The organism is Chryseobacterium sp. UYP7 (assembly GCF_056279225.1).
In genome coordinates this window covers 282,837-308,277 of sequence record NZ_JBWBQW010000001.1, presented here as the reverse complement: position 1 = coordinate 308,277, position 25,441 = coordinate 282,837, and the positions used below count along the sequence as shown (strand labels likewise).

The 25,441-nt window shown below is 36.5% G+C and carries 24 protein-coding genes; 7 read left to right on the top strand and 17 right to left on the bottom strand.

Annotated elements, in window-relative coordinates:
* The first annotated feature begins 12 nt into the window (after window positions 1–12).
* Window positions 13–2,145 (top strand): outer membrane beta-barrel protein, encoded by a 2,133-nt coding sequence (locus ACZ9HT_RS01405; protein WP_476038644.1) that lies wholly within the window; start codon window positions 13–15, stop codon window positions 2,143–2,145.
* Window positions 2,146–2,185: 40 nt separating this feature from the next.
* On the opposite strand, the gene ACZ9HT_RS01400 is transcribed toward ACZ9HT_RS01405, so the two are convergent.
* From ACZ9HT_RS01400 to ACZ9HT_RS01375, 6 genes are all read right to left on the bottom strand, one after another.
* Complete coding sequence (locus tag ACZ9HT_RS01400) at window positions 2,186–2,863, bottom strand: RluA family pseudouridine synthase (RefSeq protein ID WP_476038643.1); 678 nt, start codon at window positions 2,861–2,863, stop codon at window positions 2,186–2,188.
* 64 nt (window positions 2,864–2,927) lie between these two features.
* Window positions 2,928–3,440 (bottom strand): NUDIX domain-containing protein, encoded by a 513-nt coding sequence (locus ACZ9HT_RS01395; RefSeq protein WP_476038642.1) that lies wholly within the window; start codon window positions 3,438–3,440, stop codon window positions 2,928–2,930.
* A complete protein-coding gene (gene xerD / locus ACZ9HT_RS01390) occupies window positions 3,427–4,350 on the bottom strand; it encodes a site-specific tyrosine recombinase XerD (protein ID WP_476039192.1) in 924 nt (307 codons plus the stop codon). The genes ACZ9HT_RS01395 and xerD overlap by 14 nt, the downstream gene beginning before the upstream one ends.
* A gap of 16 nt (window positions 4,351–4,366) precedes the next feature.
* Window positions 4,367–4,792 carry a deoxycytidylate deaminase gene (locus ACZ9HT_RS01385; protein WP_476038641.1) on the bottom strand — a complete coding sequence of 142 codons (426 nt, stop codon included), beginning with the start codon at window positions 4,790–4,792 and terminating at the stop codon, window positions 4,367–4,369.
* Window positions 4,793–4,846: 54 nt separating this feature from the next.
* Window positions 4,847–5,614 (bottom strand): enoyl-CoA hydratase-related protein, encoded by a 768-nt coding sequence (locus tag ACZ9HT_RS01380; RefSeq protein WP_476038640.1) that lies wholly within the window; start codon window positions 5,612–5,614, stop codon window positions 4,847–4,849.
* Between the two features lie 110 nt (window positions 5,615–5,724).
* A complete protein-coding gene (locus tag ACZ9HT_RS01375) occupies window positions 5,725–7,224 on the bottom strand; it encodes a catalase (protein ID WP_476038639.1) in 1,500 nt (499 codons plus the stop codon).
* A gap of 109 nt (window positions 7,225–7,333) precedes the next feature.
* On the opposite strand from ACZ9HT_RS01375, the gene ACZ9HT_RS01370 reads away from it, so the two are divergent.
* From ACZ9HT_RS01370 to ACZ9HT_RS01350, 5 genes are all read left to right on the top strand, one after another.
* Entirely contained in the window at window positions 7,334–8,281 is a 948-nt protein-coding gene (locus ACZ9HT_RS01370; RefSeq protein WP_476038638.1) for a LysR substrate-binding domain-containing protein, read from the top strand.
* Window positions 8,282–8,472: 191 nt separating this feature from the next.
* Entirely contained in the window at window positions 8,473–9,753 is a 1,281-nt protein-coding gene (metK, locus tag ACZ9HT_RS01365) for a methionine adenosyltransferase (RefSeq protein ID WP_476038637.1), read from the top strand.
* Between the two features lie 81 nt (window positions 9,754–9,834).
* A complete protein-coding gene (locus ACZ9HT_RS01360; protein ID WP_476038636.1) occupies window positions 9,835–10,323 on the top strand; it encodes a hypothetical protein in 489 nt (162 codons plus the stop codon).
* Between the two features lie 174 nt (window positions 10,324–10,497).
* Window positions 10,498–11,091 carry an RNA polymerase sigma factor gene (locus tag ACZ9HT_RS01355; protein ID WP_476038635.1) on the top strand — a complete coding sequence of 198 codons (594 nt, stop codon included), beginning with the start codon at window positions 10,498–10,500 and terminating at the stop codon, window positions 11,089–11,091.
* A 207-nt stretch (window positions 11,092–11,298) separates the two neighbouring features.
* Window positions 11,299–11,994, top strand: a complete 696-nt coding sequence (locus ACZ9HT_RS01350) for a YjjG family noncanonical pyrimidine nucleotidase (RefSeq protein WP_476038634.1) — start codon at window positions 11,299–11,301, stop codon at window positions 11,992–11,994.
* Between the two features lie 46 nt (window positions 11,995–12,040).
* Here ACZ9HT_RS01350 and trpS read toward each other — a convergent pair whose 3' ends face one another.
* The 3 genes from trpS to ACZ9HT_RS01335 form a co-directional block, all read right to left on the bottom strand.
* Window positions 12,041–13,009: a tryptophan--tRNA ligase gene (trpS, locus tag ACZ9HT_RS01345; RefSeq protein ID WP_476038633.1), complete on the bottom strand. Its 969-nt coding sequence runs from the start codon at window positions 13,007–13,009 to the stop codon at window positions 12,041–12,043.
* A 64-nt stretch (window positions 13,010–13,073) separates the two neighbouring features.
* Window positions 13,074–14,210 (bottom strand): tetratricopeptide repeat protein, encoded by a 1,137-nt coding sequence (locus ACZ9HT_RS01340; protein ID WP_476038632.1) that lies wholly within the window; start codon window positions 14,208–14,210, stop codon window positions 13,074–13,076.
* 2 nt (window positions 14,211–14,212) lie between these two features.
* The gene (locus ACZ9HT_RS01335) at window positions 14,213–15,739 is read right to left on the bottom strand and encodes a helix-turn-helix domain-containing protein (RefSeq protein ID WP_476038631.1); all 1,527 of its coding nucleotides are present in this window, start codon (window positions 15,737–15,739) and stop codon (window positions 14,213–14,215) included.
* A 270-nt stretch (window positions 15,740–16,009) separates the two neighbouring features.
* Between ACZ9HT_RS01335 and ACZ9HT_RS01330 the strand changes: the two genes are divergently transcribed.
* Complete coding sequence (locus tag ACZ9HT_RS01330; RefSeq protein ID WP_476038630.1) at window positions 16,010–17,281, top strand: T9SS type A sorting domain-containing protein; 1,272 nt, start codon at window positions 16,010–16,012, stop codon at window positions 17,279–17,281.
* 72 nt (window positions 17,282–17,353) lie between these two features.
* Here the strand turns inward: ACZ9HT_RS01330 and ACZ9HT_RS01325 are convergent, their stop codons facing one another.
* The 8 genes from ACZ9HT_RS01325 to ACZ9HT_RS01290 all read right to left on the bottom strand — a co-directional run bounded on the left by ACZ9HT_RS01325 (window position 17,354) and on the right by ACZ9HT_RS01290 (window position 25,368).
* Window positions 17,354–17,995, bottom strand: coding sequence for a SanA/YdcF family protein (locus tag ACZ9HT_RS01325; protein WP_476038628.1), 642 nt, complete (start codon window positions 17,993–17,995; stop codon window positions 17,354–17,356).
* Window positions 17,996–18,132: 137 nt separating this feature from the next.
* On the bottom strand, window positions 18,133–18,771 hold the full coding sequence (locus tag ACZ9HT_RS01320) for a lipoprotein signal peptidase (protein ID WP_476038627.1): 639 nt from the start codon (window positions 18,769–18,771) through the stop codon (window positions 18,133–18,135).
* Window positions 18,771–18,965: a DUF2683 family protein gene (locus ACZ9HT_RS01315; RefSeq protein WP_476038626.1), complete on the bottom strand. Its 195-nt coding sequence runs from the start codon at window positions 18,963–18,965 to the stop codon at window positions 18,771–18,773. Before ACZ9HT_RS01315 ends, ACZ9HT_RS01320 begins: the two co-directional genes overlap by 1 nt.
* A 5-nt stretch (window positions 18,966–18,970) precedes the next feature.
* Complete coding sequence (locus ACZ9HT_RS01310) at window positions 18,971–19,213, bottom strand: DUF6576 domain-containing protein (protein WP_476038625.1); 243 nt, start codon at window positions 19,211–19,213, stop codon at window positions 18,971–18,973.
* A gap of 125 nt (window positions 19,214–19,338) precedes the next feature.
* Window positions 19,339–19,719: a TraR/DksA family transcriptional regulator gene (locus ACZ9HT_RS01305; RefSeq protein WP_476038624.1), complete on the bottom strand. Its 381-nt coding sequence runs from the start codon at window positions 19,717–19,719 to the stop codon at window positions 19,339–19,341.
* A 38-nt stretch (window positions 19,720–19,757) separates the two neighbouring features.
* Complete coding sequence (gene ileS / locus ACZ9HT_RS01300) at window positions 19,758–23,279, bottom strand: isoleucine--tRNA ligase (protein ID WP_476038623.1); 3,522 nt, start codon at window positions 23,277–23,279, stop codon at window positions 19,758–19,760.
* 79 nt (window positions 23,280–23,358) lie between these two features.
* Window positions 23,359–24,822 (bottom strand): sensor histidine kinase, encoded by a 1,464-nt coding sequence (locus ACZ9HT_RS01295; RefSeq protein ID WP_476038622.1) that lies wholly within the window; start codon window positions 24,820–24,822, stop codon window positions 23,359–23,361.
* Between the two features lie 63 nt (window positions 24,823–24,885).
* Window positions 24,886–25,368, bottom strand: a complete 483-nt coding sequence (locus tag ACZ9HT_RS01290; protein ID WP_476038621.1) for a DUF2062 domain-containing protein — start codon at window positions 25,366–25,368, stop codon at window positions 24,886–24,888.
* Between the last annotated feature and the right edge of the window lie 73 nt (window positions 25,369–25,441).

Below are 25,441 nucleotides of genomic sequence, written 5' to 3'. Positions count from 1 at the left end.
TCTACATACTTTATGAAATATAAATCTACCTCCGTCATTATTGCTTTATTTTTCTTCCAAATGTCGTTTTCCCAAGAAAAAACGCAGTCTGAAACTATGGAAAAAGATATTGAAGGAGTAACCATTACCAAATTTAAAAAAGCCGTTGAGCAGAAAGCTGACCGTACTATTTTTGATTTTTCCGAACAGCCGAGTTTAAATTCCGGAACTGTGATGGAAGGCATGAAAAAACTGCCCGGTCTAATTGTTTCCGATGTTGCAGGAATGCTTTATCAAGGAAAACAACTGGCTGTTTATATGGACGGAAGACCGCTGAATATCTCGAGCAATGAACTGAATTCTTTTCTGGAAGGAATGCCCGCAAATTCGGTGGAGCGGGTTGAGATCATCACGCAGCCAGGTGCAGAATTTCCTGCAACTTCGGGTGGTGCAATTATGAATATTATTACCAACAAGAATTCTAAAAAGTATTTAACGGCGACCTATTCCGGAAATTACAGTTTTACGAATGACGATAAGTACCGCAGCCGAACAGGAAGTTCTATTAATTTAAATGCGAGAAATAAATATTTTGGATGGCAAATAAACGCGGGACAAAATTATCGTGAAAGTTTGATGAATTCTAATCAGGACAATCTGGCTTTTATCAATTCAGACCGGATCAATCGTGGTATTTTTGCTAAAAGTGCTGTGACTATAGATTTAGGATTAGATCGTTTGCTTTTGAACTACGATTTTTATAAAAATGGGGGTGACACCAATAATATAAGTTCCGGATTTTCAAAGGATGAACCTTATTTGCTCAATTCCTATTTAGATTCAGAAAATTATAGAAATGAAGCCGTTGCAACGTATCAGAAAAAATTTACCGATAAGGCTAAGAAATTAGATTTCAAAGCCTCTTATTCTCAGGCTGATTCCCAGTTTAATCAGGAAGATGCGGGAGAGTCGCAAAATGTTTTAGATAATTCGTCGGTGATGAGAGTTTCTAATTTCAAAATAGATTATTCGCAGCCTTTGAAAATTTTAGATGATGGCAAAGTTAGTTTTGGTGGCCTTTATGAAAAACAAAATTATAAAACCGCAAGTTTCAATGAACTCAATTTAGATTATCAAAAATTAAATGCGGCCGCGTATTTAGAATTTCAGGCGAGTTTAAAAAATATTGATTTCATTTTAGGAACGCGTGCTGAAGATTATGATATTTCGGGAACAGCTTACAATGAAGATAAAAATAAGTATGAAGATCTTATAAGTTTTAAAAAGTTTAAATTTTTTCCCAACGCGAGTGTACAGTATAACTTCGCGAAGCAGGTTTATTTTGCCTTGAATTACAACAAGAAAATTTCTTTACCGAGTATTTCCGTTTTAAACCCGAATAACACGACGTATGAAGGACCAAATTCCCAATCTGCCGGAAATCCAAATTTACAGCCCACCATTTTCGATAATTTCGAAGCCAAGTTAAGTGCAGTAGATTACGTATTTATTGGCTACAATGTGAGTGTTGCGAAAAATCAGGTGGTTCAAAAAATCAGCAGAGTCGGCGATGTTATCATCAATTCTCAGGACAATGTTTCTGAATTAAAAATTCATAATTTCAATGTTGGTTTTCCTATTCCGTTCGCCATTTTTAATACGCCTCTAAAAGAACTGATGAAATTTAATATGAATCCCGACAAACTGAATTTCGTATATATTTATTCAGCTTATCAACTGCATCAATTACCCAATATTAGTACGAAAGGTTTTTGGGTCTTCAATTTTATGGCGCAGATCATCTTGCCAAAAGATATTAAGTTCGTGGCGAATTATAATTACCTGACTCCCAATGGAAATTATTACTATTTTGTGGCAGATAAACCCTTCAATAATACTTTGAATTTAAATATTTCGAAAAAATTTATGAGTGAAAGATTAAACGTGTCGCTCTTCGCCGACGATATCTTTAACACGCAGCAAACAGCTCTTCATTCTGTTTCAGATATTCCAAACGTTTATTTGACAAGTAAAAATGATACCCGAAAATTTGGGATTTCTTTGAATTATAAAATTCCGACCAAAAATAAAAACGCGAAAATAGATTCGAATTTGTTGGATAAGGACAAAAAAGAAGATTCTAACGCAATTCCAGTAATTCAATAACATAAAATAAGGTTTCTAAATATTTAGAAACCTTTTTTATTTAGTCTTCACAAGCTTTCCAGACCGCATCATTCTGCGGAACGTCTGCCGTAATCCTTACATTATGGTTGGTTACAGGATGTAAAAACTCTAATTTTCTGGCATGAAGATGAATTCCACCGTCTGGATTGGATCGCGGTGATCCGTATTTTAAATCGCCTTTAATCGGAACGCCAATTTTTGATAATTGTGCGCGAATTTGATGATGGCGACCCGTTTCCAGATCAACTTCCAGCAATTGGAAATTATCTAAAGTTTTGATGATCTCATAATTCAGAATAGCTTCTTTAGCGCCTTCTGTTACCTTCGGGAAAACAGTTGCTTTATTGTTTTTCTCGTTTTTTTGAAGGTAATGAATCAGGCGTTGTGTTTGCGGAATTTCTGCTTTTGGAACAACGGCCCAATAGGTTTTTTTGATTTCGCGGTTCTTCACCATTTGCGTTAAACGGGAAAGCGCTTTCGATGTCTTCGCGTAAATCACCAAGCCCGAAGTTGGGCGATCGATGCGGTGAACCAAACCCAGAAAAACATTTCCGGGTTTATGGTCTCGTACTTTAATAAAGTTTTTGAGTAAATCAAGCAATGATAAATCACCGGTTTTATCACCCTGAACAAGTTGTCCGGCTTTTTTATTGATGACTAAAAGGTGATTGTCTTCGAAAACGATTTGTTCCTGCATATTTGATTTTTACCAACTGCAAATTTAAGCTAAAAAAGAACGATACAAAAAAGATGGAACGGTATTAAGAAGGGAGATAAGTCTCCAGAAATTTCCGTTGCGAATCAAACGCAATATCTTCTAAGTTGAGATCTCCTTTTTTAAGCCAAACCGTTTCAGAAATTTCAGAAATCTCCAGATTTACCTTAAATTTCTCAGTAAGGATGTACTCGTAAAAAAGATCTATGGTATTGTACGGAATATTTTTATACTCGTAAACATTAGGCAAACTTGCGAGATATTTCAACTTAGAAACATCGACCTTAATCTTCATTTCCTCAAAAAGTTCCCGAACGCACGTTTCCTCTGCACTTTCTTTCGGGTCTACAAATCCTCCCGCAAGATCTAATTTGCCTTTCTTGGGCTCCTGATTTCTTCGGGTGAACAAAATTTCGTCTTCAAATTTAATTACAACAGCTACCGCTCCGGCTACATTGTGAAAAAGCACGTAATCGCAATTGGAACAGGACCATTTTTTTTCGCCATCCCAAATTAAAGTTTCGTGCCCGCATTTCGGACAAAATTTAAGAAGTTCCATTCATACTAACTCTATTTCGTGGATGATAATTAAGAATCACATCGCGCAGTTCTTCATTCTTCAAATGCGTGTAAATTTCGGTTGTAGTGATGCTAGAATGGCCTAACATTTCTTGAATATAACGCAGATCTGCCCCGTTTTGTAAAAGATGCGTTGCAAATGAATGTCGGAAGGTGTGAGGAGAAATTTTCTTATTGATACCGGCTTTTTCTGTAAGTTCTTTAATGATGATAAAAACAATCACCCGTGACATTGCAGATCCGCGGCTGTTCAAAAATAAAATATCTTCACACTTTTTATTAATTTTATATTTCGAACGTACATTGTTGATGTAGTCCCTAATTAAATTAGAAGTATAAGTTGCCAAAGGAACGAAACGTGTTTTATCACCTTTCCCTTCGACTTTTAAATAAGATTCTTTGAAGTTGATATTAGAAATTTTCAAGTCGATGAGTTCAGAAACCCTTAATCCACAACCGTAAAGAACTTCGATCATGCATTGGTTCCGTTGCCCCAGATCGGTCGTAACATTAATGGCTTTTATGATTCTTTCAACATCCTCAAAACTTAAAGTATCGGGAAGATAAAGTCCTAGTTTTGGGCCTTCTAATAAAGCAGCAGGATTATCAGTACGAACTTCGTCTTCTAATAAATATTTAAAAAAAGACTTGATAGACGAAATCCATCTTGCCTGTGATCGCTCACTGAATTTTTTCTTCGAAAGCTGGAAAAGATATTCCTGTATGTTTTCGTAGGTAATCGCGAGTGGGCCTGTATCCTGGAGATCAAATTCTGCGTAATCGCGGAGTTTTCTAATATCCCTTAAATAGGCGTCTAGTGTGTTGTCTGAGAAATTCCTCTCAAATTTTAAGAAGTTTTCAAAATCTGTAATTTTTTCGTTCCAGGTCATCATTTGTGTGTGTGTTTTAAATCAATTCTTCTTTCGAGATTTTCAAAAGAACAATTCCGTGGTTTTTTAAGAAGTCAATTCCGTCATTGTCGGAATATTCATCTATATAAACCACTTTTTTTATGCCGGCTTGCAAAACTAACTTGCTGCAGTCTTTGCAAGGCGATAAAGTTAAATACAGTGTTGCATCTCTTGCAGACTGTGTAGAACCCGCCAACTTTAAGATCGCATTGGCTTCTGCGTGCAGTACGAACCACTGGGTTTTTCCTGTTTCATCTTCGCAGCAATTGTCGAATCCCGAAGGAGTTCCGTTGTATCCATCGGATATGATCATCCGGTCTTTTACAATGAGCGCTCCAACTTTTTTTCTTTTACAGTACGATAGTTTTGCCCATTCCATCGCCATTTTTAAGTAAGCCTTATCAAATTTAGTTGGTTCCAAATATTTTATTTCTTTTTCTTTATTATTTTCTTTTCTGAACCTGAATGAAAGCTGTTAAAAATTAGGTTTTCTTTTTTCTAAAAAAGCCAGAACACCTTCTTTTTTATCCTCCATTTCAAACAGTTCACCGAAAGATTTTATTTCTGTTTCAAATCCGCTTTCCTTATCATATTCGTTTACGGCAATGATTGCCTTCGAAACTCCCATGGGAGAATTCTTAGAAATTAGAAGCGCCACTTCTTTTGTTTTCGGTAGAAGTTCTTCTAAACTAAAAACTTCGTTCACCAAGCCAATTTCTTTTGCTCGTTGTCCGGAAATCATTTTTGCCGAAAAGATCATCTCATTTGCTAAGCCTTTCCCGACTAGTTTTGGCAGTCTCTGAGTTCCGCCGTATCCCGGAATTAATCCTAAAGTAACTTCCGGCAGTCCCAGCTTTGCATTTTCGGAAGCGTACCGAATGTGGCATGCCATGGCTAATTCTAATCCACCACCTAAAGCAAAACCATTTACAGCAGCGATTACAGGTTTACTTAAGTTTTCTATTTTATTAAATAAAATATTTTGACCATTTCTCGATAACTCTTCAGCAGCTGACGTTCCAAAGTCCGAAAACTCCTTAATATCTGCACCTGCTACAAAAGATTTTTCTCCGCTTCCCGTTAAAATAACAACCCGTACTTCTTTATTGGAATCTAAATCTTCGAAAGCACTACTTAATTCCTGAATTGTTGCGGCATTAAGCGCATTAAGACTTTGCGGTCTGCTGATTGTAATTATGGCTGTTTTCTCTTCAATCTGAAGAATAATATTTTCGTAATTCATTTTTCTATTTTGATATTTTTACGATGCAAAGTTGCAAATTACCACTTTTTTCTGAATATGGTAATCGATTGATATAATATTACGGTGTTTAGGATATTGATTATTTAAATTTAGCCCTCATTACTTGCAGAATGTGTCATCATATTAGCGTCGATATTAACTTGTAATCCTATCGCGATTTTCATTCCGAGCTCAATATTCGCACGGAAGAAATGACAAAGCTGACGGTTGATGATCTCATCTTTTTTTGGACCTGAAATTTCATTCATCGAATCGATGATGTTGCTAATCAGGTGACTGCGTTGTTCTTGATTCATCGCCTTCGTGTAAAGTAATCCGGGTTGCGTGTAGTGATCATCATCATTTTCATTCCGGTTAAAATTCGCCACACTGGTGCTGTCTAAATCGTATTCAAAGTTTTTGTAGGCAGAATCGGGTTCGATATCCGCAAAACTGTTCGGATAATAATTTGGCGCATCTTTATAAATACTCGAATCGGCCATTGCACCATCTCTCTGAAAATTATTAATTTCGAAAGGACAACGATTCACTTCCAGCAGATGTGCATTTACGCCAACTCTGTAGCGGTGAGCATCTGGATAAGAAAATAATCTCCCCTGCAACATTTTATCAGGCGAGAAACTAATTCCTGAGATTAAATTAGCCGGCGAAAAAGTTGCCTGCTCTACGTGAGCAAAGAAATTATTCGGAATTTCATTCAGTTCCATTTCTCCGACTTCAATTAAAGGAAATTCATCCTGAAACCAAACTTTCGTAACATCAAAAGGATTCCAGCGGAATTCCTGGGCTTGCTCTTCCGTCATGACCTGAATATACATCGTCCATTTCGGGAAATCTCCCTTCGAAATGGCTTCAACTAAATCTTCCTGCGCAAAATCTGGATTTTCACCTTTCATTTTCACCGCGTCTTCATTAGAGAAATTTTTGATGCCCTGTTTTGTTTTGAAATGAAACTTTACCCAAACGCGTTCATTATCTGCGTTGATCAGGGAGAAGGTGTGCGAACCAAATCCGTGCATGTGTCTGTAGCCATGAGGCGTTCCACGGTCCGACATTAAAATTAAAACCTGATGCAGCGATTCTGGATTAAAACTCCAAAAGTCCCACTTCATGGTGCTGCTTTTCAAATTTGTTTTTGGAACGCGTTTCTGCGTATGAATAAAATCGGGAAATTTCTTAGCATCTTTAATAAAGAATACGGGCGTATTATTTCCGACCAGATCCCAGTTTCCTTCTTCTGTATAAAATTTTAACGCGAATCCACGTGGATCTCTTTCAGTATCTGCGCTGCCTTTTTCCCCACCAACGGTAGAGAATCTAGCGAACATTTTGCACTCATTTCCAACTTTTGAAAATATTTTTGCTTTCGTGTATTTTGAGATATCGTGCGTGACTGTTAATTTTCCGTAAGCGCCACTTCCTTTTGCATGTACAATTCTTTCGGGGATTCTCTCTCTTACAAAATGGGCTAAGTTTTCCTGCAAAATAAAATCCTGCAGAAGAACTGGACCTCTTGGACCAACTGTTTGTGAATCCTGATGTTCGAAATAGGGCGCGCCGGAGCCGGAAGTGAGTTTTTTATTAGGCATTGATGTGTATTTTCTACTACAAATTTAAGAATTAAGACTGTGAAAAAGCTTTTTACGCGAGTGAAAATCAATATAACATAGTATATTTGTAATAGATAAAATTAATTAAATGAACATTCAACAACTAGAGTATCTAATTGCGGTTGATAAATATAAACATTTCGGTAAAGCAGCACAGGCATGTTTTATTACACAGCCCACGCTGAGCGCCATGATACAAAAATTTGAGGATGAGCTGGATGTGAAGATATTCGACAGAACCACGCATCCAATTCGTACCACAGATGTGGGAGCGCAAATTATTGATGAGGCTAAAAGAGTCATCGATTCTGTAAATGAATTAAAAAATAAAGCCAGCCTTTTAAACAATGTTTTAGCCGGAAAACTTAATCTGGGAATAATCCCTACTGTTTCAAGTTTCATCTTACCTTCCGAAATTTTTGATTTTTTAAAGGAAAATCCAAAAATTGAATTGAATGTGAAGGAAATGACCACCGATAATATCATCAAATCATTAAAGTCTGGTGAATTAGATGCAGGAATTATTTCTACGCCTTACGATTCAGCGAGCGAATTTTATCAGGATTTTCTTTTTAATGAAGAGTTGATGATCTATTCCTCAGATACCGATTCTAAGAAAGACTCTTTCGTTATTCCCGAAGAGATCGACACCAACAAGGTTTGGCTTTTGGAAGAAGGGAATTGTTTAAAAACTCAGTTTGAAAATATTTGTCACTTAAAAGAAAATTCTTTAAAGCCGAAAAATCTGGAGTTTTTAGCGTCCAATATCAATACGCTTATTCAAATGGTGGATAAAGTTGGTGGAATTACGATCCTTCCCGAGCTGGCAATTCCTCAATTATCAGAAATTCAAAAAAATAAAATTTCGAGATTTAGAAAGCCATTTCCTTTTAGAGAGATTAGTTTAATTTACTACAAACCAACGTATAAACAGAAGATTTTGAGCGAGATGGCAACTTCGATCAAAAATTCTCTGAAAGAAAAATTAAATTTTAATAAAATTCCAGAAGATTTTGTGAGCATCAAACCACAATGATTTTTATTACCTGTATAAATTTTGCGGTTCGGTAAATACTCTTTAAATTTGCAACCGAATAACTTCACGAGGAAAATTTTGAACTGATTGCAACCTCCAAAAAAAATGCTAAAACAGAATTTCTATTTTAGTTTCTTTTGTAATCACTTCGTTTTTCTTTAAAAATTAATTTTTTAAAAAACAAAAGAAATATGTCATATTTATTTACGTCTGAATCTGTTTCAGAAGGACATCCTGATAAAATTGCGGATCAAATTTCCGATGCGCTTATCGATAATTTTTTAGCGAATGATCCTAACTCAAAGGTAGCTTGTGAGACTTTAGTGACCACAGGACAAGTTGTTTTGGCGGGAGAAGTAAAGTCAAGCGCTTATCTTGATGTACAGGATATCGCGAGAAAAGTCATCAACGGTATTGGATATACGAAAGGCGAATATATGTTTGCGGGTGATTCTTGTGGCGTAATTTCTGCCATTCACGAGCAGTCTGCAGATATTAATCAAGGCGTTGACCGAAAAGGCGATACCGATGATTTCGAAACCAGAGCAAACAATCAGGGAGCTGGTGATCAGGGAATGATGTTCGGTTACGCGACCAACGAAACTGACAACTACATGCCTTTGGCACTGGATTTAGCGCATACTATTCTTAAGGAGTTAGCAATTTTAAGAAGAGAAAATGATGCCGTTAAATATCTTCGTCCTGATGCAAAATCTCAGGTTACTATTGAATATTCAGATGATCATAAGCCGGTAAGAATTGATTCTATCGTAGTTTCTACGCAACATGACGAATTCGGAAGCGATGAAGCAATGTTGGCGAAAATTAGAAAAGACATGATCGAGATCTTAATTCCGAAAGTAAAAGCCAAACAGAAAAAAGAAATTCAGGATCTTTTTAATAATCAGATCAAATATCACGTTAATCCAACCGGAAAATTTGTGATCGGCGGTCCACATGGAGATACCGGCTTAACAGGTAGAAAAATAATTGTAGATACCTATGGTGGAAAAGGAGCTCACGGTGGTGGCGCTTTCTCCGGAAAAGATCCTTCAAAAGTGGACAGAAGTGCAGCTTATGCAGTTCGTCACATGGCAAAAAATTTAGTGGCTGCCGGAGTTGCAGATGAAATTCTGGTTCAGGTTTCTTACGCGATCGGTGTTGCTCAACCTTGTGGTTTATACATTAATACCTATGGAACTTCAAAACTCGATATTAACGATGGCGAACTGGCGGAAAGAATTCAGAAAATTTTCGATCTAAGACCTTACGCGATCGAGCAAAATTTAAAACTGCGGAATCCAATTTATCAAGAAACGGCTTCTTACGGACACATGGGAAGAGAACCTTACATTGCCGATAAAACCTTTAGAAAGGCAAATGGCGAAGATCTGGTTATTAAAGATCTGGAATTTTTTACCTGGGAAAAACTCGACAAGGTCGATGAGATCAAGAAGGAATTTGGAATATAATTTTTAAAATATTTAAACTGCTTTATCCGAAAATGATAAAGCAGTTTTTTTTAACTTTACCCGCATAATAATTTACACCTTATGAAGAAGATATTCATTTTTTCAATTTTTTTAATAATGACGTCGGCGAGTTTTGCAAAAGCGCAGTTAACGATGCACAAAATGATTCATGCAGGATACGTCTATCAAAATCAAAGTTTCGCTGAATTGGGTGGAAGATTGCTTTTTCTGAATACAGATGACGTTATTTACAGGCTTGGAGCATCAGCTTTAATAGGAGCCGCAAACAGCGAGTTTGCGATCATGCCGAAAGTACAGGGAGATGTTTTAATTAATTTCGAAAGAAATGTTGATCTCTATCATGCCTACTATTTCTTAGCAGGAGCCGAGGTTACAACGAAATATGTTGCGCCAAAGATCGGGGTGAGTTTATTTGGAATTATTGACTTAACAGGTGGTTACGCTTTCTCCCTTGATAAAAATGGAATTAATGGAAAAGAACTAAAAGGTCTCAATATTAATTTTACTGTTAATATACCGCTTGTTGTGTTGCATGATTTAGCGAAATAATAAAGTTTCTTTAAATATTTAAAAAATTTTAACAGAGTGTTAACTTTTTTCTTACTTTTACCAACTCAACCAAACAAAATCTATCGATAAAAAACTTTACTTCCTATTAAACCGAAAACTAGAACCTGAATAAACTATTTAGTTAGCAAATCGGGTGAAAAACAGAAGTGAGTTATGACAACACAAACAGATAGCTGGTTGATCTCTGAATACCGGAACGGAAACGAAAGAACGTTACCGATTCTAATTCAAAGACATCAAAAAGATCTTTTTTCCTTTATTTTTTATAAATTGATGGATGAAGATTTAGCAAACGATATTTTTCAGGATACATTTATGAAGATTATTGTGACTTTAAAAGAAGGTCGCTATAACGAAGAAGGTAAATTTATTCTCTGGGCAAAACGAATTGCATATAATTTAATTATCGACCATTTCCGGTTGAAATCGAAACATATTAAAGTTTCTGAAACAACTTATGAAAACGACGAATTTTCTATCTTCGATCTGATTTCAGAAAAAGAAGAGAATATTGAAGAGCGTTTGATCAGTCAGCAGATTCAGGAAGATTTGATGAAGATGTTAGTATTTCTGCCAGAAAATCAACAAGAGGTCATTAAACTAAGATTTTTCGATGGATTGAGTTTTAAAGAAATTGCCGATCAAACCGATACAAGTATCAATACAACACTCGGTAGAGTGCGATATGCACTTATCAATCTTCGAAAAATAATGCAGGAACATCAGATTATTTTAACGAGGTCATAATAATTGAAAAAAAGTTTCGTTTTTAGGGAAATAAAACGTTTCGCCTATGAAAAAAAATGACACTTTAAACGAAAACCTTTTGAAACCAAAGAGACAGACAATCGATTTTCTATTAAGCTATTCAAAAAGCATCACTATTTTGAAAACAAAGCGTAAAAACCAGATTGTATCCCAGAATTAATCTTAAATGATTTAAATTTGTGCTGTATGAAAATTCAGCACATTTTTTTTGACCTCGACAATACCCTTTGGGACCATCGCAGAAATGCTTACCTCACTTTAAAAGAACTTTTTAAAAGAGAAGCAGTTTCCAGCAAATATAACCTCGATTTTGAGGAATTCCACACCGAATATTTTACCATCAACGAACGGCTTTGGGAACAGATCCGCGACGGCGAGATCGATAAAGATTATCTCCGGAAGCACCGTTTTTACGATACTTTTCTCTTTTTTGGAATTGATGATTTTGACCTGGCGCAATCTTTTGAAGATAATTTCCTGGATGAGATTCTGAATTACAACGATCTGGTCGAGGGCGCTTTCGAGATCTTAGAATATCTTTCCGAAAAGGACTATCAGTTGCACATTCTTTCTAATGGCTTCAAGGAAGTCACCTTTCGGAAATGTGAACTTTCGGGTATTAAAAATTATTTCCAGACCATTACAAGTGCCGATGAGATCAATATTCGCAAACCAAGAGCAGAAATTTACGACTATGCTTTAAAAAAAGCCAATGCAAAAATCGAAGAATCCATCATGATCGGTGATGACTGGATTGCCGATGTTGAAGGCGGAAAATCATTTGGTTTAAAAGTCGTTTTCTTTGATGTCTTCAATGATAATTTTGCCGCAGAAGACGTAACAGTCATTAAAAAGCTGATCGAACTGAAAGAGATCCTATAAAAAAACCTTCTCGATCGGAGAAGGTTTAGTAAATGTTTCTCAGCGATTACACGCCCAAACTTTCGCGAACTCTCTGAAGCGTTTCTTTAGCAATCGCTTTAGTTTTTACAGCGCCTTCCTGTAATTTTTCTTCCAGTTCTGGCAAATTATTCATGTAATAAGAAAACAGCTCTCTTTCTTTCGCAAATCTGGTTAGGATTAAATTTTGTAATTCTGTTTTTGCGTGTCCGTAACCAAAATTTCCGGCAAGATATTTCTGTCGCAATAGTTGTGTCTGTTCAGCATCAGCGATGAGTTCGTACAAAGCAAAAACTTTATCGGTTTCGGGATCTTTTGCTTCTTCTAAAGATTTGGAATCGGTGTCAATTCCCATGACCTGCTTTTTCAACTCTTTCTCCGGCAAGAAAATGTTGATAATATTTCCCCGTGATTTCGACATTTTCTGCCCGTCGGTTCCGGGAACATATTTTGTATCTTCCTGTAATTCAGCTTGCGGAAGCACAAAAACTTCACCCATCTGATTGTTAAATCTCGCGCCCATATCCCGCGCCATTTCCAGATGTTGCAACTGATCTTTTCCGACAGGAACGACTTCGGCATTGTACAATAAAATATCAGCAGCCATTAAAACCGGGTACGTAAATAATCCAGCATTTACATCCTCTAAACGGTCGGCTTTATCTTTAAAAGAATGTGCCAAAGTTAATCGTTGGTAAGGAAAGAAACAGGATAAATACCAGGAAAGTTCACATACTTCAGCAATATCGCTTTGTCTGTAGAAGAACGTTTTTTCGGTGTCTAAACCGCAGGCGAGCCAGGCTGCTGCAATTTCGTAGGTGTTTTGTTTAAGCTCTTCGGCATTTTTAATTTGCGTTAAAGAATGCAGATTTGCGATAAATAAAAATGATTCGTTCTCCGGTTTTTTAGAAAGTTCGATGGCAGGAATAATGGCGCCGAGGAGATTTCCTAAATGGGGCGTTCCTGTTGCCTGGATTCCGGTAAGTATTCTGGACATGTTGTAATCTGATTTCGACAAAAATACAAAAGAAATGTTTGTTTGCCAACGTTCGAGACTTTCTTTACGTAACTTTTTTTGCTTTGGTCAGCGTTTCTATGATCTTTCTTTGCCGGCGGTTCTTCTTTTGAATATCGAAAAGGCTTTTAATTAAAAACCCAAATAACACCAGTGCGACGAAAGCCGTGATCCAGTCGTAAAGGCGAAAATCATTCGTAATTGCCGCGGTATCCTGCTGTTCTTCTAATTTCTGAGTGTTCAGATATCTGTTAAGTGATTTCAATTCATTCTGTTCCAAAGTTTTTTGAATGTCGAGATATTTAGAATTGTAAGTCTGAAATTTTTCAAACTGATCGAGTGCTAAATTAGTATTTGCAAGAAGTTTATAAAGCCCTTCATTCAGGACCAGATCTCCAATGGGTAACGCCATTTCTTCCGCGCGGGAAAGAACCAGTAGCGCAGCATTATAGTCCTGTGTTAGAAACAAACTTTCTCCTATTCCTTTCAATGCGTAGGCTTCTAAGCTTTTTGCCTTGGCAATTTTTGCATACTTCTCCGACTTCTCAAAATATTCTGAAGCTTGATTTAATTGGGACAGATCAATATAACTGTAGCCGATATTATAGTAAATGATGCTTAAGTTGGCTGAAGATTTTTTATCGATCTCCAACTTCTGAAAATTTGCAGCGGCCATTTTAAACTTTTCTAAAGCCAAGTCGGGATTCGACTGATTTCTGTAGATCATGCCACGAACCGCATAATTAAATCCAGCATTAAAGAGCCTGTCTTTATCATTGGTAGCAAGTTTTTCAGTTAATTTCAATGATTGATCCAGCGTTTCCAGCGCCTTATCGTACAGTTCCATTTGTTGATATTGCACTGCGACCGAATTAAGGATCTTGATCTTCGTCGTAGGTAAAGCTTCTTTGTTGATGAGGTCTGCAGCCTTTAATATATAGAAAAGAGAACTGTCGTTATTCCTTTTAGAAATATAAGCGTTAGAGATCAACATGTAAAGATGCGCAACTTCATCTACTTTCTTTTCACCTTTTAGCAGTTTTAAAGCAATGGAAATAGTTTCATCCGGCTGTTCGTAAATAATAGACTTTGCGCGGGTTTTTAGAGAATCAGTGTTTTTCTGAGCTGTAAAACAACCAGACCAAAAGAAGAGCAACAGGAAAGAAAACTGAAGTAATCTCATTTTTAGGAATTTCTTAAAGTCTGCATATATTCCTGAGGAGACATGCCGGTTATTGTTTTAAAAACATTTGTAAAAGCGCTGTGGGATGTAAAACCGCCGATTTCTGCAATATAACTTATTTTATACTGAAGGTAAGTTTTGTCTGTAGATAACAAATTGATTACGTGCTTAATACGCAATTCGTTAATATAGGTATTGAAGTTTTTATATTTATAATTATTGATGATTTCAGACAGGTATTTGGTGTTGGTTCCTAACTGTGCAGATAGATTTGCCAACGACATATTATTATCCAGATAATTTTTGGACTTTTCAAATTCCTGCAGGCGCTCCAGAATTTCCCGCTCCGTTTCTTTCGGAATAAGAAGTGATTTTTTAGACAGGTCTTTTTCCTTTTTCTCTTCTTTTTGATTTTCCGGAGCAATTTTTATCGATCGAAAAAACTTTATTTGTCGCGCTAAAGTCTTTGCTTTTTGAATTTCCCTACCATATAAAAAACCGGCAATCATCAATACTAAAAAAGAAATTCCAACGATGTAAAGAAATTGGGTTTTCTCTTTTTCGCTTAGTAATTGAGCATTCTCCGTAGTAAGTTCTGTATTGAGTTGAATGAGTTCCCGGCGGGATTCTTTTTTATTTTCGTTTAATAATTTAGAACTTTCAGCAAATTTTTTCTTGTACAGTTCATATTCCTCATTTTTTTTGATGACCAGATAATTTTTTGTCAAGTCGGAATAAATGCTGCTTTTTAACGGTTCAAAACTGGTGTTTTCGATAGGTGATAAAGCATCCTGCAAACATGCTATGGCTTGATCATACTTTTGTTCTTCAAAAAATAAATTCCCCCGAAATTGCTGAGTTAAAGAACGAAGGTAAACAGCTCTTGGAAGTTTTTTCAAGTTTTCTATGAGATTATTCGCCATGTTCCAGGCCTCCTTCATTTTTCCCTTTTCTGAAAGAATGGAAGCAGCATATAAAATATTTTCATTTAGAATCAGGGACGAAGCATTGCCGGACTTTTTTGCAAATGCTGAACTTTGGTCCAGACTTTTTTGGGCTTGATCTAATTTTTTTAGAATGATGAAGTTGGCGGCTTCCAGTTGAAAAAGTTGAGCGTATAAAAAATCGTCTTCTTTGGGATTTCTGGATTTCTGTTTGCCAGAAGTCAGCGGTGATATTATTTTTGAAGTCTGCTCGTAAAGATTGAGTCGGTAAAATTCCCGCGCAATCATTAAGTTCCGAAGTAAATTTTGATCGGTATTCCGCAGATCGGTTTTTTCGAAAGCAATGCGTACCGATTCCAAATAGTCACCTTTTCGCAAATAAGCTTTGGCTAAAATATCATTCACGATCAATTGATGATCAGCATCGCGAATTTCTTTGGCGGCGTGAATAGCAACGTCTGGATTTTCATATAATTTCTGAAAGCTATTTTCTACACGCATATCAAAGTCTGAAGGACTTTGTGCCGACAGAAAATTTAAGCTTACAAAAAGAATGAAGACGATTCTTAATAGATTACGCATCATACAAAAATACTCATTTTCGAAAACAAATTATTTTAAATATTGAGTTTAAAAAGGTTTTTATCATAAGAAATTAACTTATTCCTTCCGAAAATGATCTTAATTCACGTTAAAACCTATGGAAAAACATTTCTTGATATTAGTTTAAAGTATTGATTATCAATTGTTATAGAATTTAATGTTATTAAAATTCACGAAATATGCAACTCCAATCTTTTGAGTGGGATCGATAATGTTTTAGATTTGAAAGAATCAAAAAATTATAAAAAGATTATGAAAAATTTTTACTTTGCAGCTCTTTTCTTTGTAGGGTTGAACATTACGCAGGCACAGGTTTATGACACAGGTGAATATGCACAGATGACCGATGTTTCAAATGATGGTGTCGCTGTAGGAAATGTGTATAATGCTTACCATGTAAAATGGACTGAAGCTGAAGGTTCAGTAAATATTGGAGAATTGACCAGTGGCGATTTTATTTCTGGCTGGACAAATGTTTCCTCAGACGGAAAATATATTTCGGGAACGATGACCAATCCTGCAAGTGGATTAGATGAAATGGGACGCTACAATGTCCTTACAAACACATGGAGTTTTCTTGGTGGTCTTGGAGCAGTTTCATCTCCCACATTAAGTACTGCCTGGGGAATGGCAGACGATGGATCAGCTGTAGTTGGTTTGGGATACGTGAGCGTTTCTGTAGGACATGCAATTAAGTGGTCGCAAGCGACAGGAACAGTTGATCTTGGAAGTACAGTGCCCGACAGAAGCTCGCGTGCGAATTCTATTAATGCAGACGGCACTGTGGTTGTTGGATGGCAGGATAATGATTATGGAGACAGAGAAGGTGTTTATTGGAAAAATGGGGTGCAGATCGCATTAAAAGATAACAACGACTTGCCTACAGGTGAAGCTGTTGCCGTAACGCCAGATGGTAACACAATTGCTGGATTTACATTGGATAATCCTTTTGTTTGGAATGCTACAACTGGGTATACAAAAATAACGCATCCAAATCCTGATTTTAGTGGTGGAGCTGCAGGGATTACCGATGATGGTAAAACGGTAGTTGGATATTTCCGGCCTTTTGGTCCCGCGCTTTTAGGGGAAGGTTTTATTTATACAGCAGAAATGGGACGTGTTAATCTTAACGAGTACGTTGCAAGTTTAGGTATAGATAATATGGGAATGACTTTTTCTCTACCTCTGGGAATCTCACCCAATGGAAAATATATCGTAGGAATCGGTGTGTCAAATGATGAACCAAGAGGTTTCGTTATTAAACTTCCATCTGCTTTAGGAACAAGTGCTGTGAATGCTACGAAAGTTGCGGCTTATCCAAATCCGGTGCAGGATATTTTACATTTAACGAATTCTGATAAAATTTCCAGTGTAGAAATTTATAACATGGTGGGTCAAAAATTAATGACTGCCGACAAAGTTTCTAAAGATGGTTTAAATGTTTCTACCTTACCAAAAGGTGCATACATCGTAACTGTGAAAACAGCAACTACAACAGAAAGTATCAAGTTAATTAAGAAATAAGCTAACTTATTTATAATAGAAAATATCCGCCAATTTGATTGGCGGATATTTTTATTTGGTTTGAATGATTTCTTAGGGAATGTTGATCTTTTTGCCACCGAATTTCGGTTCTACGCCAAACAAAAAATCCCAGAATACTTTTACGCGCGCTAAATATTCCCGAAGATTGGTTTTTAAACCTGCGTACTGGTTCACATCTTTTGCATTGTAGCCATAAGCGTTGATTCCGTTTTGCTGAGCCAGATAAACGGCTCTTTCATTATGAAAACGCTGAGAAATAATGATAAAAGACTTTTGTCCGAAAATTTCTTTTGCTCTCACAACAGAGTCTAAAGTACGAAATCCTGCAAAATCTTCATAGATTTTTTCTGCTGGAATTCCCTGTTTGATGAGTTCCATTTTCATGTCTTCTGGTTCATTGTAATCTTTTCGCGAATTGTCGCCGCTCACAATGATGTTTTTGATTTTACCTGCTTTATAAAGTTCAACTGCCGCAGTAATTCTGTTGAAGAAGTAGGCATTTGGCTTTCCACTTTGTAGGGTTTTGCTTGTTCCTAATAAAAGTCCTGTCTTTTCTTGTGGAAGTGTATTGAGATTTGAAGTGACCTGATCTTCAGAAGCACTGTCGATCGTGAAATTACACCAGTAGGTGATGATTGCGACAATTGCAAAAAGAATGAGACCGAGTATTACTAATTTTTGTAAACGTTTCATAAATTTCTGATGATGAAATAATTGGTATTTGAAGCGATTACCTGCAGCCCGGCTTGAATGAAGCTCATTTTTGCACCGGCAAAAGCGCTGGCAAAAATAGCGGGAATGGAAGACGGAAAAAGCTGCCCAAATAAAAATTAAAAATCGAAACCGTGCGGGAATGCTTTCTTGCGGAAAATGAGTAAAAGTGCCGCTCCAACGGTAATCGCAGAATCAGCAACATTGAAAATGTACTTGAAAAATTCGATATGTTGTCCACCGATTATCGGCCAGGTTTCTGGTACGTTCCAGTCTACTAAAGGGAAATGCAGCATATCTACAACGCATCCTTTCATAAAAGTCGAATAGCCGCTTCCCAATGCAACAACTTTTGAAACTCCGCCATATTCGATCCATCTTCCAATGCTTTCGTCGTAAACAGTTCCGCTGTTAAAGAGCATTCCGTAGAACATTCCGTCGATCAAATTTCCGATCGCACCGGCAAAAATCATCGACATTGGAAGGAGCAAATAATTACTCGCACCTTCTTTCAGCCATTTGCTGAAGAGGTAAACCATGCCGCCAATTAAAACAACGCGGATAATTACGAGAAAATATTTCCCGATCAAACCCCCAAAATGAAAGCCATAAGCCATGCCCGGATTTTCGACAAAAGTTAGTTTAAAGCCAGGAAAAACATCTGCACTTTCGCCTAAATTAAAATGAGTTTTAATATAAAATTTAGATAATTGATCGATCAAAAGAACGATAAAGGTGATAAATACTATTTTCTTCATTACAGATCCGTCTTTGGTTTGTCTTTAAAGTTTCTTGCAGGTTTATCTTTTTTTACCGCAGTTTTTGTTAAAAAGGGTTGGGTTTTACTATTTCTTGTATGAAATTTTTCATATCTGATCCCCATGTCTTTCATCACATCTTTTAATGCGTTGAGTTCCATTTGGTTTTTTGGGTGTACAATTAATGCTTCCATTTTAATTATTTTTTAGAAAGTTCGTTAAGGCGTTTTTGGTCTTCTTTGGATAGATCCTGCAAACCGTTTTGCCCCATTTTGCTTAGCAGTCCGTCGATTTCGATTTCGCGGTCTTTTTTTTCGGAATTAAACCGGTCGTCCATCGTATAATTTCTTTCTTTATTTGGGATGATCTTTTCTTTAATTTCTTTTCGAAAAAAATAGATAAAAATAACCGCAACTGCAAAAAGAATATATAATACGTTCATGTGATTTTATGATAAGATATACAAAGTAAAATGTACAAACTATGATTTACTTAAGAAGAAAATATCATATTTTGTACATTGATTACGGAGACATTATACTTTATATAGTTGTCTGTGTTGTCATTTTATCGCTGCATATTTTTTGCCTCGATGCTTAAAGTTGCGTGTGGAACAGCTCTTAAACGGTCTTTACCAATCAATTTTCCTGTAACTCTACAGATCCCGTAAGTTTTGTTTTGAATGCGGATCAAAGCGTTTTTTAGTTCGCGTAAAAATTTCTCCTGTCTTCCCGCTAAAATCGCGTTCTGTTCTTTGCTCAGTGTTTCTGCACCTTCTTCAAAAGCTTTAAAGGTGGGCGAAGTATCATCGGTTCCGTTATTTTGATCGTTGATGAAACTCTCGCGAACTAAAAACAGATCTCTTTCTGCTTTTTCTATTTTCGCCTGGATTAATTCTTTGAATTCTACCAGATCGCTGTCGCTGTATCTTTGTCTTCCTTCGTCCATAGTTTTGTTTCTTTTGTTAATTAGAAAATAATGAGAGCTTATGATAACATCTCTTTCCCAAAACTTCCCATTTTATTAATATATACTTTAAATTTTTTCTCCTCGATTTCGATTTCCTCAAAATTCGAAAGTGAATTTACAATTTCTATTTGATCCGACAATACTTCTTCTGAAATATAGGTCTTATTGTTCAAAATTTCTTTTTCGAAGGGCGAATTTTCTTCCAATTGAATTGAAATTCTGTCAGTTAGCTCAAAATCTTTATCCTTTCTTAAATTTTGAATTCTATTGATGAATTCTCGGGAGATTCCTTCTGCTTTTAATTCGTGGGTTAAAGTTAAATCGAGTGCTACAGTCATTTTTCCTTCATTCGCAACCGTCCAACCCGGAATATCTTTCGTGAAGATTTCTACATCGTCCAAAGAAATTTCATGTCCCTGAATCTGCATTTTTCCTTCTTTTTCTAAAGTCGAGATCTGTTCTGCAGTAAAATTGGTGATTTCACCTGCAACTACTTTCATATCTTTTCCAAGTCGCGCTCCCAAAGTTTTGAAATTGGGTTTGATCTGTTTAATGATAAGATGAGAGGCTTCATCTGCATTAATCAACTGAAGTTCCTTTACATTAACTTCCTGTTTGATCAACTCCGAAACTGCCACGATCTGTTCTTTCGTTTTAGCGTCCATCACCGGAATCATCACTTTTTGCAAAGGTTGACGAACGCGGATGTTTTCTTTTTTTCTTAATGAAAATACCATCGACGTAATTTGTTGCGCCAAATGCGTTTTTTCTACCAGATCCTGATCGATCAAACTTTCGTCTGCTTTCGGGAAATCGGTTAAGTGAATCGATTCTGCGGTGTTTTTGCCTGTGATTTTATTCAAATCCTGGTACAATTGATCCATAAAGAATGGCGCAATCGGAGCTGCAATTTTCGCAATCGTTTCTAAACACGTATATAAAGTTTGATAAGCAGAAATTTTATCATCTGAGTAATCTCCTTTCCAGAATCTTCTGCGGCAAAGTCTTACATACCAGTTGCTTAAGTTGTCGTTCACGAAATTATTAATGGCTCTTGCCACTTTCGTTGGTTCGTAATCATTGTAAAATTCGGTAACTTCTTTCACTAATAGATTCAATTCAGATAGAACCCAGCGGTCAATTTCCGGACGGTTTTCTATATCTTTTTCTGAATAAGTAAAACTGTCAACGTTGGCATACAAAGCAAAAAACGAATAAGTATTGTATAAAGTTCCAAAGAATTTACGACGAACTTCATCAATTCCTTCTAAGTCAAATTTTAAATTTTCCCAGGGATTTGCGTTAGAGATCATGTACCAACGCGTTGCATCAGGACCATATTTATCCAAAGTCGTGAAAGGATCAACTGCATTTCCTAGACGTTTCGACATTTTCTGGCCGTTTTTATCCAAAACCAAACCGTTCGACATTACATTTTTATAAGCAACAGAATCAAAAACCGCGGTTCCGATCGCATGAAGCGTATAAAACCAACCACGAGTTTGATCAACACCTTCCGCGATAAAATCTGCAGGGAAAGCTTTTCTTTCGTCGATCATTTCCTTGTTTTCGAATGGATAATGCAACTGCGCATAAGGCATCGAGCCTGAATCAAACCAAACATCGATCAGGTCTAATTCTCTGTTCATCGGTTTTCCGGAAGGAGAAACCAAAATAATTTCATCAACAATGTTTTTATGCAGATCGATTTTCGCATAATTTTCTTTGGACATATTTCCGGATTCAAATTCCGCGAAAGGATTTTCGGTCATAAAACCTGCATCCATGGATTTCTGAATCTCGTTCATTAATTCTTCTACAGAACCAATGATGATTTCTTCTTTCAGATCTTCCGTACGCCAAATTGGCAACGGAATTCCCCAATATCTGGAGCGGGAAAGATTCCAGTCATTGACGTTAACGAGCCAGTTTGCGAATCGACCTTCACCCGTAGATTTTGGCTTCCAGTTGATGGTTTCGTTTAATTCTACCAAACGGTCTTTTACCGCCGTCATTTTAACAAACCAGGAATCCAGCGGATAATACAAAACTGGTTTATCGGTTCTCCAGCAATGCGGATAACTGTGAACGTATTTTTCTACCTTAAAAGCTTTGTTTTCTGTTTTTAAAAGAATCGCCAAATCGACATCCCAGGATTTCTCGGGCGCAGTTCCGGTTTCGTAATATTCGTTTTTAATATATTTTCCGGCAAAAAGTTCCGGTACATTTTCTCCTTTCAAGAATTTCCCCTGCAAATCAACGAGTGGAACGAGATTGTCGTTTTCGTCTTTGATGAGCATTGGCGGAATTCCGTTTTCTTTTCCAACACGCGCATCATCTGCACCAAAAGTAGGCGCGATGTGTACGATTCCTGTTCCGTCTTCTGTAGTAACGAAATCTCCGATGATTACACGGAATGCTTTGTCTGCATTTTCAGCAGGCGAAAACCAGGGAATTAATTGTTCGTATTCGCTTCCGGCTAAATCAGCTCCTGTAAATTCTTGTAAGATTTGATATGGAATATTTTTTTCGTCGGCTTTATAATTTCCAAAATCTTCTTCAGTTCCGACAAAATATTTTTTACCAAAATTTTTCTCCAGAAGAACTTTAGCTAAAATAACATTGATCGGCTCAAAAGTATATTGGTTAAATGTTTTCACCAAAACATATTCGATATCTCTTCCAACTGCTAAAGCCGTATTTGAAGGTAAAGTCCAGGGAGTTGTCGTCCACGCAAGAAAATAAATATTAGCTTGCGTGGTGTCAAACTCTTCCCAATGCAAAGCGCCGCCACAAGTTGCACCTGCGATTTCCTCACTATCGATTTTAGAATCACCGTAAGCAATAGCTGATAATTTTTTCCAGGTTTCGCTCGCGTTTTCCTGTGCTTGTTTTAATTTAAATTGTGCAACAACGGTCGTGTCAGAAACATCACGATACGTTCCGGGCTGATTCAATTCGTGCGAAGACAAGCCTGTTCCAGCTGCAGGGGAATAAGGCTGAATTGTGTAACCTTTGTATAATAAGTCTTTGGTGTATAATTGCTTTAAAAGCCACCAAACCGTCTCCATGTATTTCGGTTCGTAGGTGATATATGGATCTTCCAAATCAACCCAATAACCAATTTTTTCGGTTAGATCATTCCAAACATCGGTGTAACGCATTACGGCGTTTCGACAAGCCTGGTTATAATCTTCAACAGAAATTTTCTTACCGATATCTTCTTTTGTAATTCCTAATTCTTTCTCAACTCCCAATTCTATTGGTAAACCGTGCGTGTCCCAACCAGCTTTTCGAAAAACCTGTTTTCCTTGCTGCGTTTGGTAGCGACAGAAAATATCTTTCAAAGCTCTCGCCATGACGTGATGAATTCCGGGCATTCCGTTTGCAGAAGGCGGACCTTCATAGAATACATATTCGGGTTGTCCGTTACGAATTTCTACAGATTTTTTAAAAGTTTCGTTTTGATTCCAAAACTGCGTAATATTCTCGGCAACCGCCGCTAAGTCTAGATTTTTATATTCGGTAAACTTCTTCATTTTCAATCAGTTTAACAGGTTTTATCCTGATTAATTTAAGTTTGCGAATATAAGGAATTTTCGGGAAATTTTGGAGCGTTCAGGAACTCAGATTTTTGAGCGCAGGAATTTTTAAAACCACCATGGTTCCGAGCGGTTTTTCATCTTCCTGCAGATCGTGATAGGTGATTTGATAAGACGTGGATCCGAAATAATTTTTGAGCATTCCGTTGGCGATTTTCGTTCCCATCGAAGGTCTGGTTCTGGATGTTGATCGTAATCGCTCGGCTTCTTTTCGACCGATACCATTATCGGTAATTCGAATTTCGACAGAATCACTGTTTCCAAGGATTTCGATATGGATCTTTTTGTTTTTTACAGAGGCAACTCCGTGTAGAATAGCATTTTCTATAAAGGGTTGTAAAACCATTGGCGGTAATTTTATAGATTCGGGATCAATCTTTGGATCAATTGTGATGCTGAAATCAATTGCATTATTGAAACGCAAATTTTCTATATCCAAATAAACCTGAAGCGTTTGCAATTCTTCTTCAAGCGTAAATTCTTTCATCGTGGTTGCGGTGAGAATCGTGCGGATTATTTTAGAAAATTTTGTGAGATAATTCGCTGCAATCCGCGGTTCATTTTCAAGAACATAAAATTTGATGGAGTTTAAAGCATTAAATATAAAATGGGGATTCATTTGACTTTCTAATACTGAAAGTTTGAGGTCCGAGATCTCCTGCAGATATTTTATTTTTTCGTTTTCAATGGTTAGACGCTTTTGGTTTTCGAGATTCACGATGTCTTTTAAAACTTCATTTTTCTTCATCTCGGTGATAAGGTTTCTGTGAAAAGAAGCTCTTTCTCTAAAATTGATCCTTTGTCGATGACCCAACGCAAAAGAAAACGCAAGATTTTCTATAAAAAATCCTGCAAAATATATAAAATCTCCCAGCTTTCTGCTGATGTTGATCCAGGGCAATTCCCTAACAGATCTCATTCCAATGATGGAGCAGAAAAAGAGAACAATTCCACCGAACAAAATGTAATATTTCAGTTTATTTTTAACCTTCAACAATACATAAAATGAGATCAGGGTTTGGATCGCGATCACATAAATAAATCCATTTTTAAACGTTGAAAAAAAATAGTCAATATTCCATAGTCGTAAAATCAGGAAACTTAAAACAGCGATCATCAACAGTATAGAAATTGGAATAATGATCAGCCGATACCAAAAACGGCTGGTTTTTGCAACCTTTAAAAAACTGGTAAAAAAATAAAAATAAATACAGTTAAAAATAATGGTAAAAAAAGTTTTCGAGAAGTGATCGAAACCAAGAAAGTCATTAAACTCTTTTAGAAAACCACTTTCGATTAAGGTCATGTACGCTAAAAGGGAGAAAAAAGTGTAAGAGCTGTAAAGTAAATATGATTTGTCGCGGTTTTGTAAGAACATGACTAAATGATAGGTCGACAACAAAAGCAAACCGCCCAATGCAGAGTATAAAATACTGTTATAGGTATCGCGCTCGATAATTGTACGAAATATAGAGAACATTATAAAGTAATTTTTTATCTATAAAATATTTTTAAATGAATGTCCCAGGAAAAAAATCAGATCTTACTTTTGTTTCGGACTGAATTGCTGCAGGATAAGATACGAAAGAAATCCCAAAGCTAAGGACGAGATCGTGGCAAGAATTAAACTTCCGATGATATACTGGATAAGGTTATTTTTAATAAAATCCATATCTAAAGTTTGATTTTCGAAATGCGTCGTGCCACCCACAAAAGGCGCGCCGATAATCATTGAAAGGAAAACAATAAAAGGAATTAAAAGCGGAAAACTCACTTGTGATCCGATGTAGGAAAGAAATTTATTCAATTTGAAAACAGAAGCTAAAAACAGAATGGCCACCGTATGAAATCCCCAAAGTGGAGTGATTCCCACAAAAACTCCAAGCGCAATCGATTTTGCTTTTACTTCATTACTGCCATCGACCTCTAAAATGTTTTCTTTTAAAAATCGTTTGAAACCTTTTTTGCGAAAATAACGGTAAAAAATTTTCTGACTTTGGATGATATTTCGAATGAAATTTTTCAAATCCTCTCTTCTTTAATTCAAAGATAAGGGATTAATATTTTAAAATTTATTATAATATTAAGGAGTAAAATGT

Excerpts from the sequence above, each read along its gene's own strand:
- ACZ9HT_RS01405 (WP_476038644.1), top strand. The coding sequence starts at position 13 with ATGAAATATAAATCTACCTCCGTCATTATTGCTTTATTTTTCTTCCAA.
- ACZ9HT_RS01400 (WP_476038643.1), bottom strand. The coding sequence starts at position 2,863 with ATGCAGGAACAAATCGTTTTCGAAGACAATCACCTTTTAGTCATCAAT.
- ACZ9HT_RS01395 (WP_476038642.1), bottom strand. The coding sequence starts at position 3,440 with ATGGAACTTCTTAAATTTTGTCCGAAATGCGGGCACGAAACTTTAATT.
- xerD (WP_476039192.1), bottom strand. The coding sequence starts at position 4,350 with ATGACCTGGAACGAAAAAATTACAGATTTTGAAAACTTCTTAAAATTT.
- ACZ9HT_RS01380 (WP_476038640.1), bottom strand. The coding sequence starts at position 5,614 with ATGAATTACGAAAATATTATTCTTCAGATTGAAGAGAAAACAGCCATA.
- ACZ9HT_RS01375 (WP_476038639.1), bottom strand. The coding sequence starts at position 7,224 with ATGCCTAATAAAAAACTCACTTCCGGCTCCGGCGCGCCCTATTTCGAA.
- ACZ9HT_RS01370 (WP_476038638.1), top strand. The coding sequence starts at position 7,334 with ATGAACATTCAACAACTAGAGTATCTAATTGCGGTTGATAAATATAAA.
- metK (WP_476038637.1), top strand. The coding sequence starts at position 8,473 with ATGTCATATTTATTTACGTCTGAATCTGTTTCAGAAGGACATCCTGAT.
- ACZ9HT_RS01360 (WP_476038636.1), top strand. The coding sequence starts at position 9,835 with ATGAAGAAGATATTCATTTTTTCAATTTTTTTAATAATGACGTCGGCG.
- ACZ9HT_RS01355 (WP_476038635.1), top strand. The coding sequence starts at position 10,498 with ATGACAACACAAACAGATAGCTGGTTGATCTCTGAATACCGGAACGGA.
- ACZ9HT_RS01350 (WP_476038634.1), top strand. The coding sequence starts at position 11,299 with ATGAAAATTCAGCACATTTTTTTTGACCTCGACAATACCCTTTGGGAC.
- trpS (WP_476038633.1), bottom strand. The coding sequence starts at position 13,009 with ATGTCCAGAATACTTACCGGAATCCAGGCAACAGGAACGCCCCATTTA.
- ACZ9HT_RS01340 (WP_476038632.1), bottom strand. The coding sequence starts at position 14,210 with ATGAGATTACTTCAGTTTTCTTTCCTGTTGCTCTTCTTTTGGTCTGGT.
- ACZ9HT_RS01335 (WP_476038631.1), bottom strand. The coding sequence starts at position 15,739 with ATGATGCGTAATCTATTAAGAATCGTCTTCATTCTTTTTGTAAGCTTA.
- ACZ9HT_RS01330 (WP_476038630.1), top strand. The coding sequence starts at position 16,010 with ATGAAAAATTTTTACTTTGCAGCTCTTTTCTTTGTAGGGTTGAACATT.
- ACZ9HT_RS01325 (WP_476038628.1), bottom strand. The coding sequence starts at position 17,995 with ATGAAACGTTTACAAAAATTAGTAATACTCGGTCTCATTCTTTTTGCA.
- ACZ9HT_RS01320 (WP_476038627.1), bottom strand. The coding sequence starts at position 18,771 with ATGAAGAAAATAGTATTTATCACCTTTATCGTTCTTTTGATCGATCAA.
- ACZ9HT_RS01315 (WP_476038626.1), bottom strand. The coding sequence starts at position 18,965 with ATGGAAGCATTAATTGTACACCCAAAAAACCAAATGGAACTCAACGCA.
- ACZ9HT_RS01310 (WP_476038625.1), bottom strand. The coding sequence starts at position 19,213 with ATGAACGTATTATATATTCTTTTTGCAGTTGCGGTTATTTTTATCTAT.
- ACZ9HT_RS01305 (WP_476038624.1), bottom strand. The coding sequence starts at position 19,719 with ATGGACGAAGGAAGACAAAGATACAGCGACAGCGATCTGGTAGAATTC.
- ileS (WP_476038623.1), bottom strand. The coding sequence starts at position 23,279 with ATGAAGAAGTTTACCGAATATAAAAATCTAGACTTAGCGGCGGTTGCC.
- ACZ9HT_RS01295 (WP_476038622.1), bottom strand. The coding sequence starts at position 24,822 with ATGTTCTCTATATTTCGTACAATTATCGAGCGCGATACCTATAACAGT.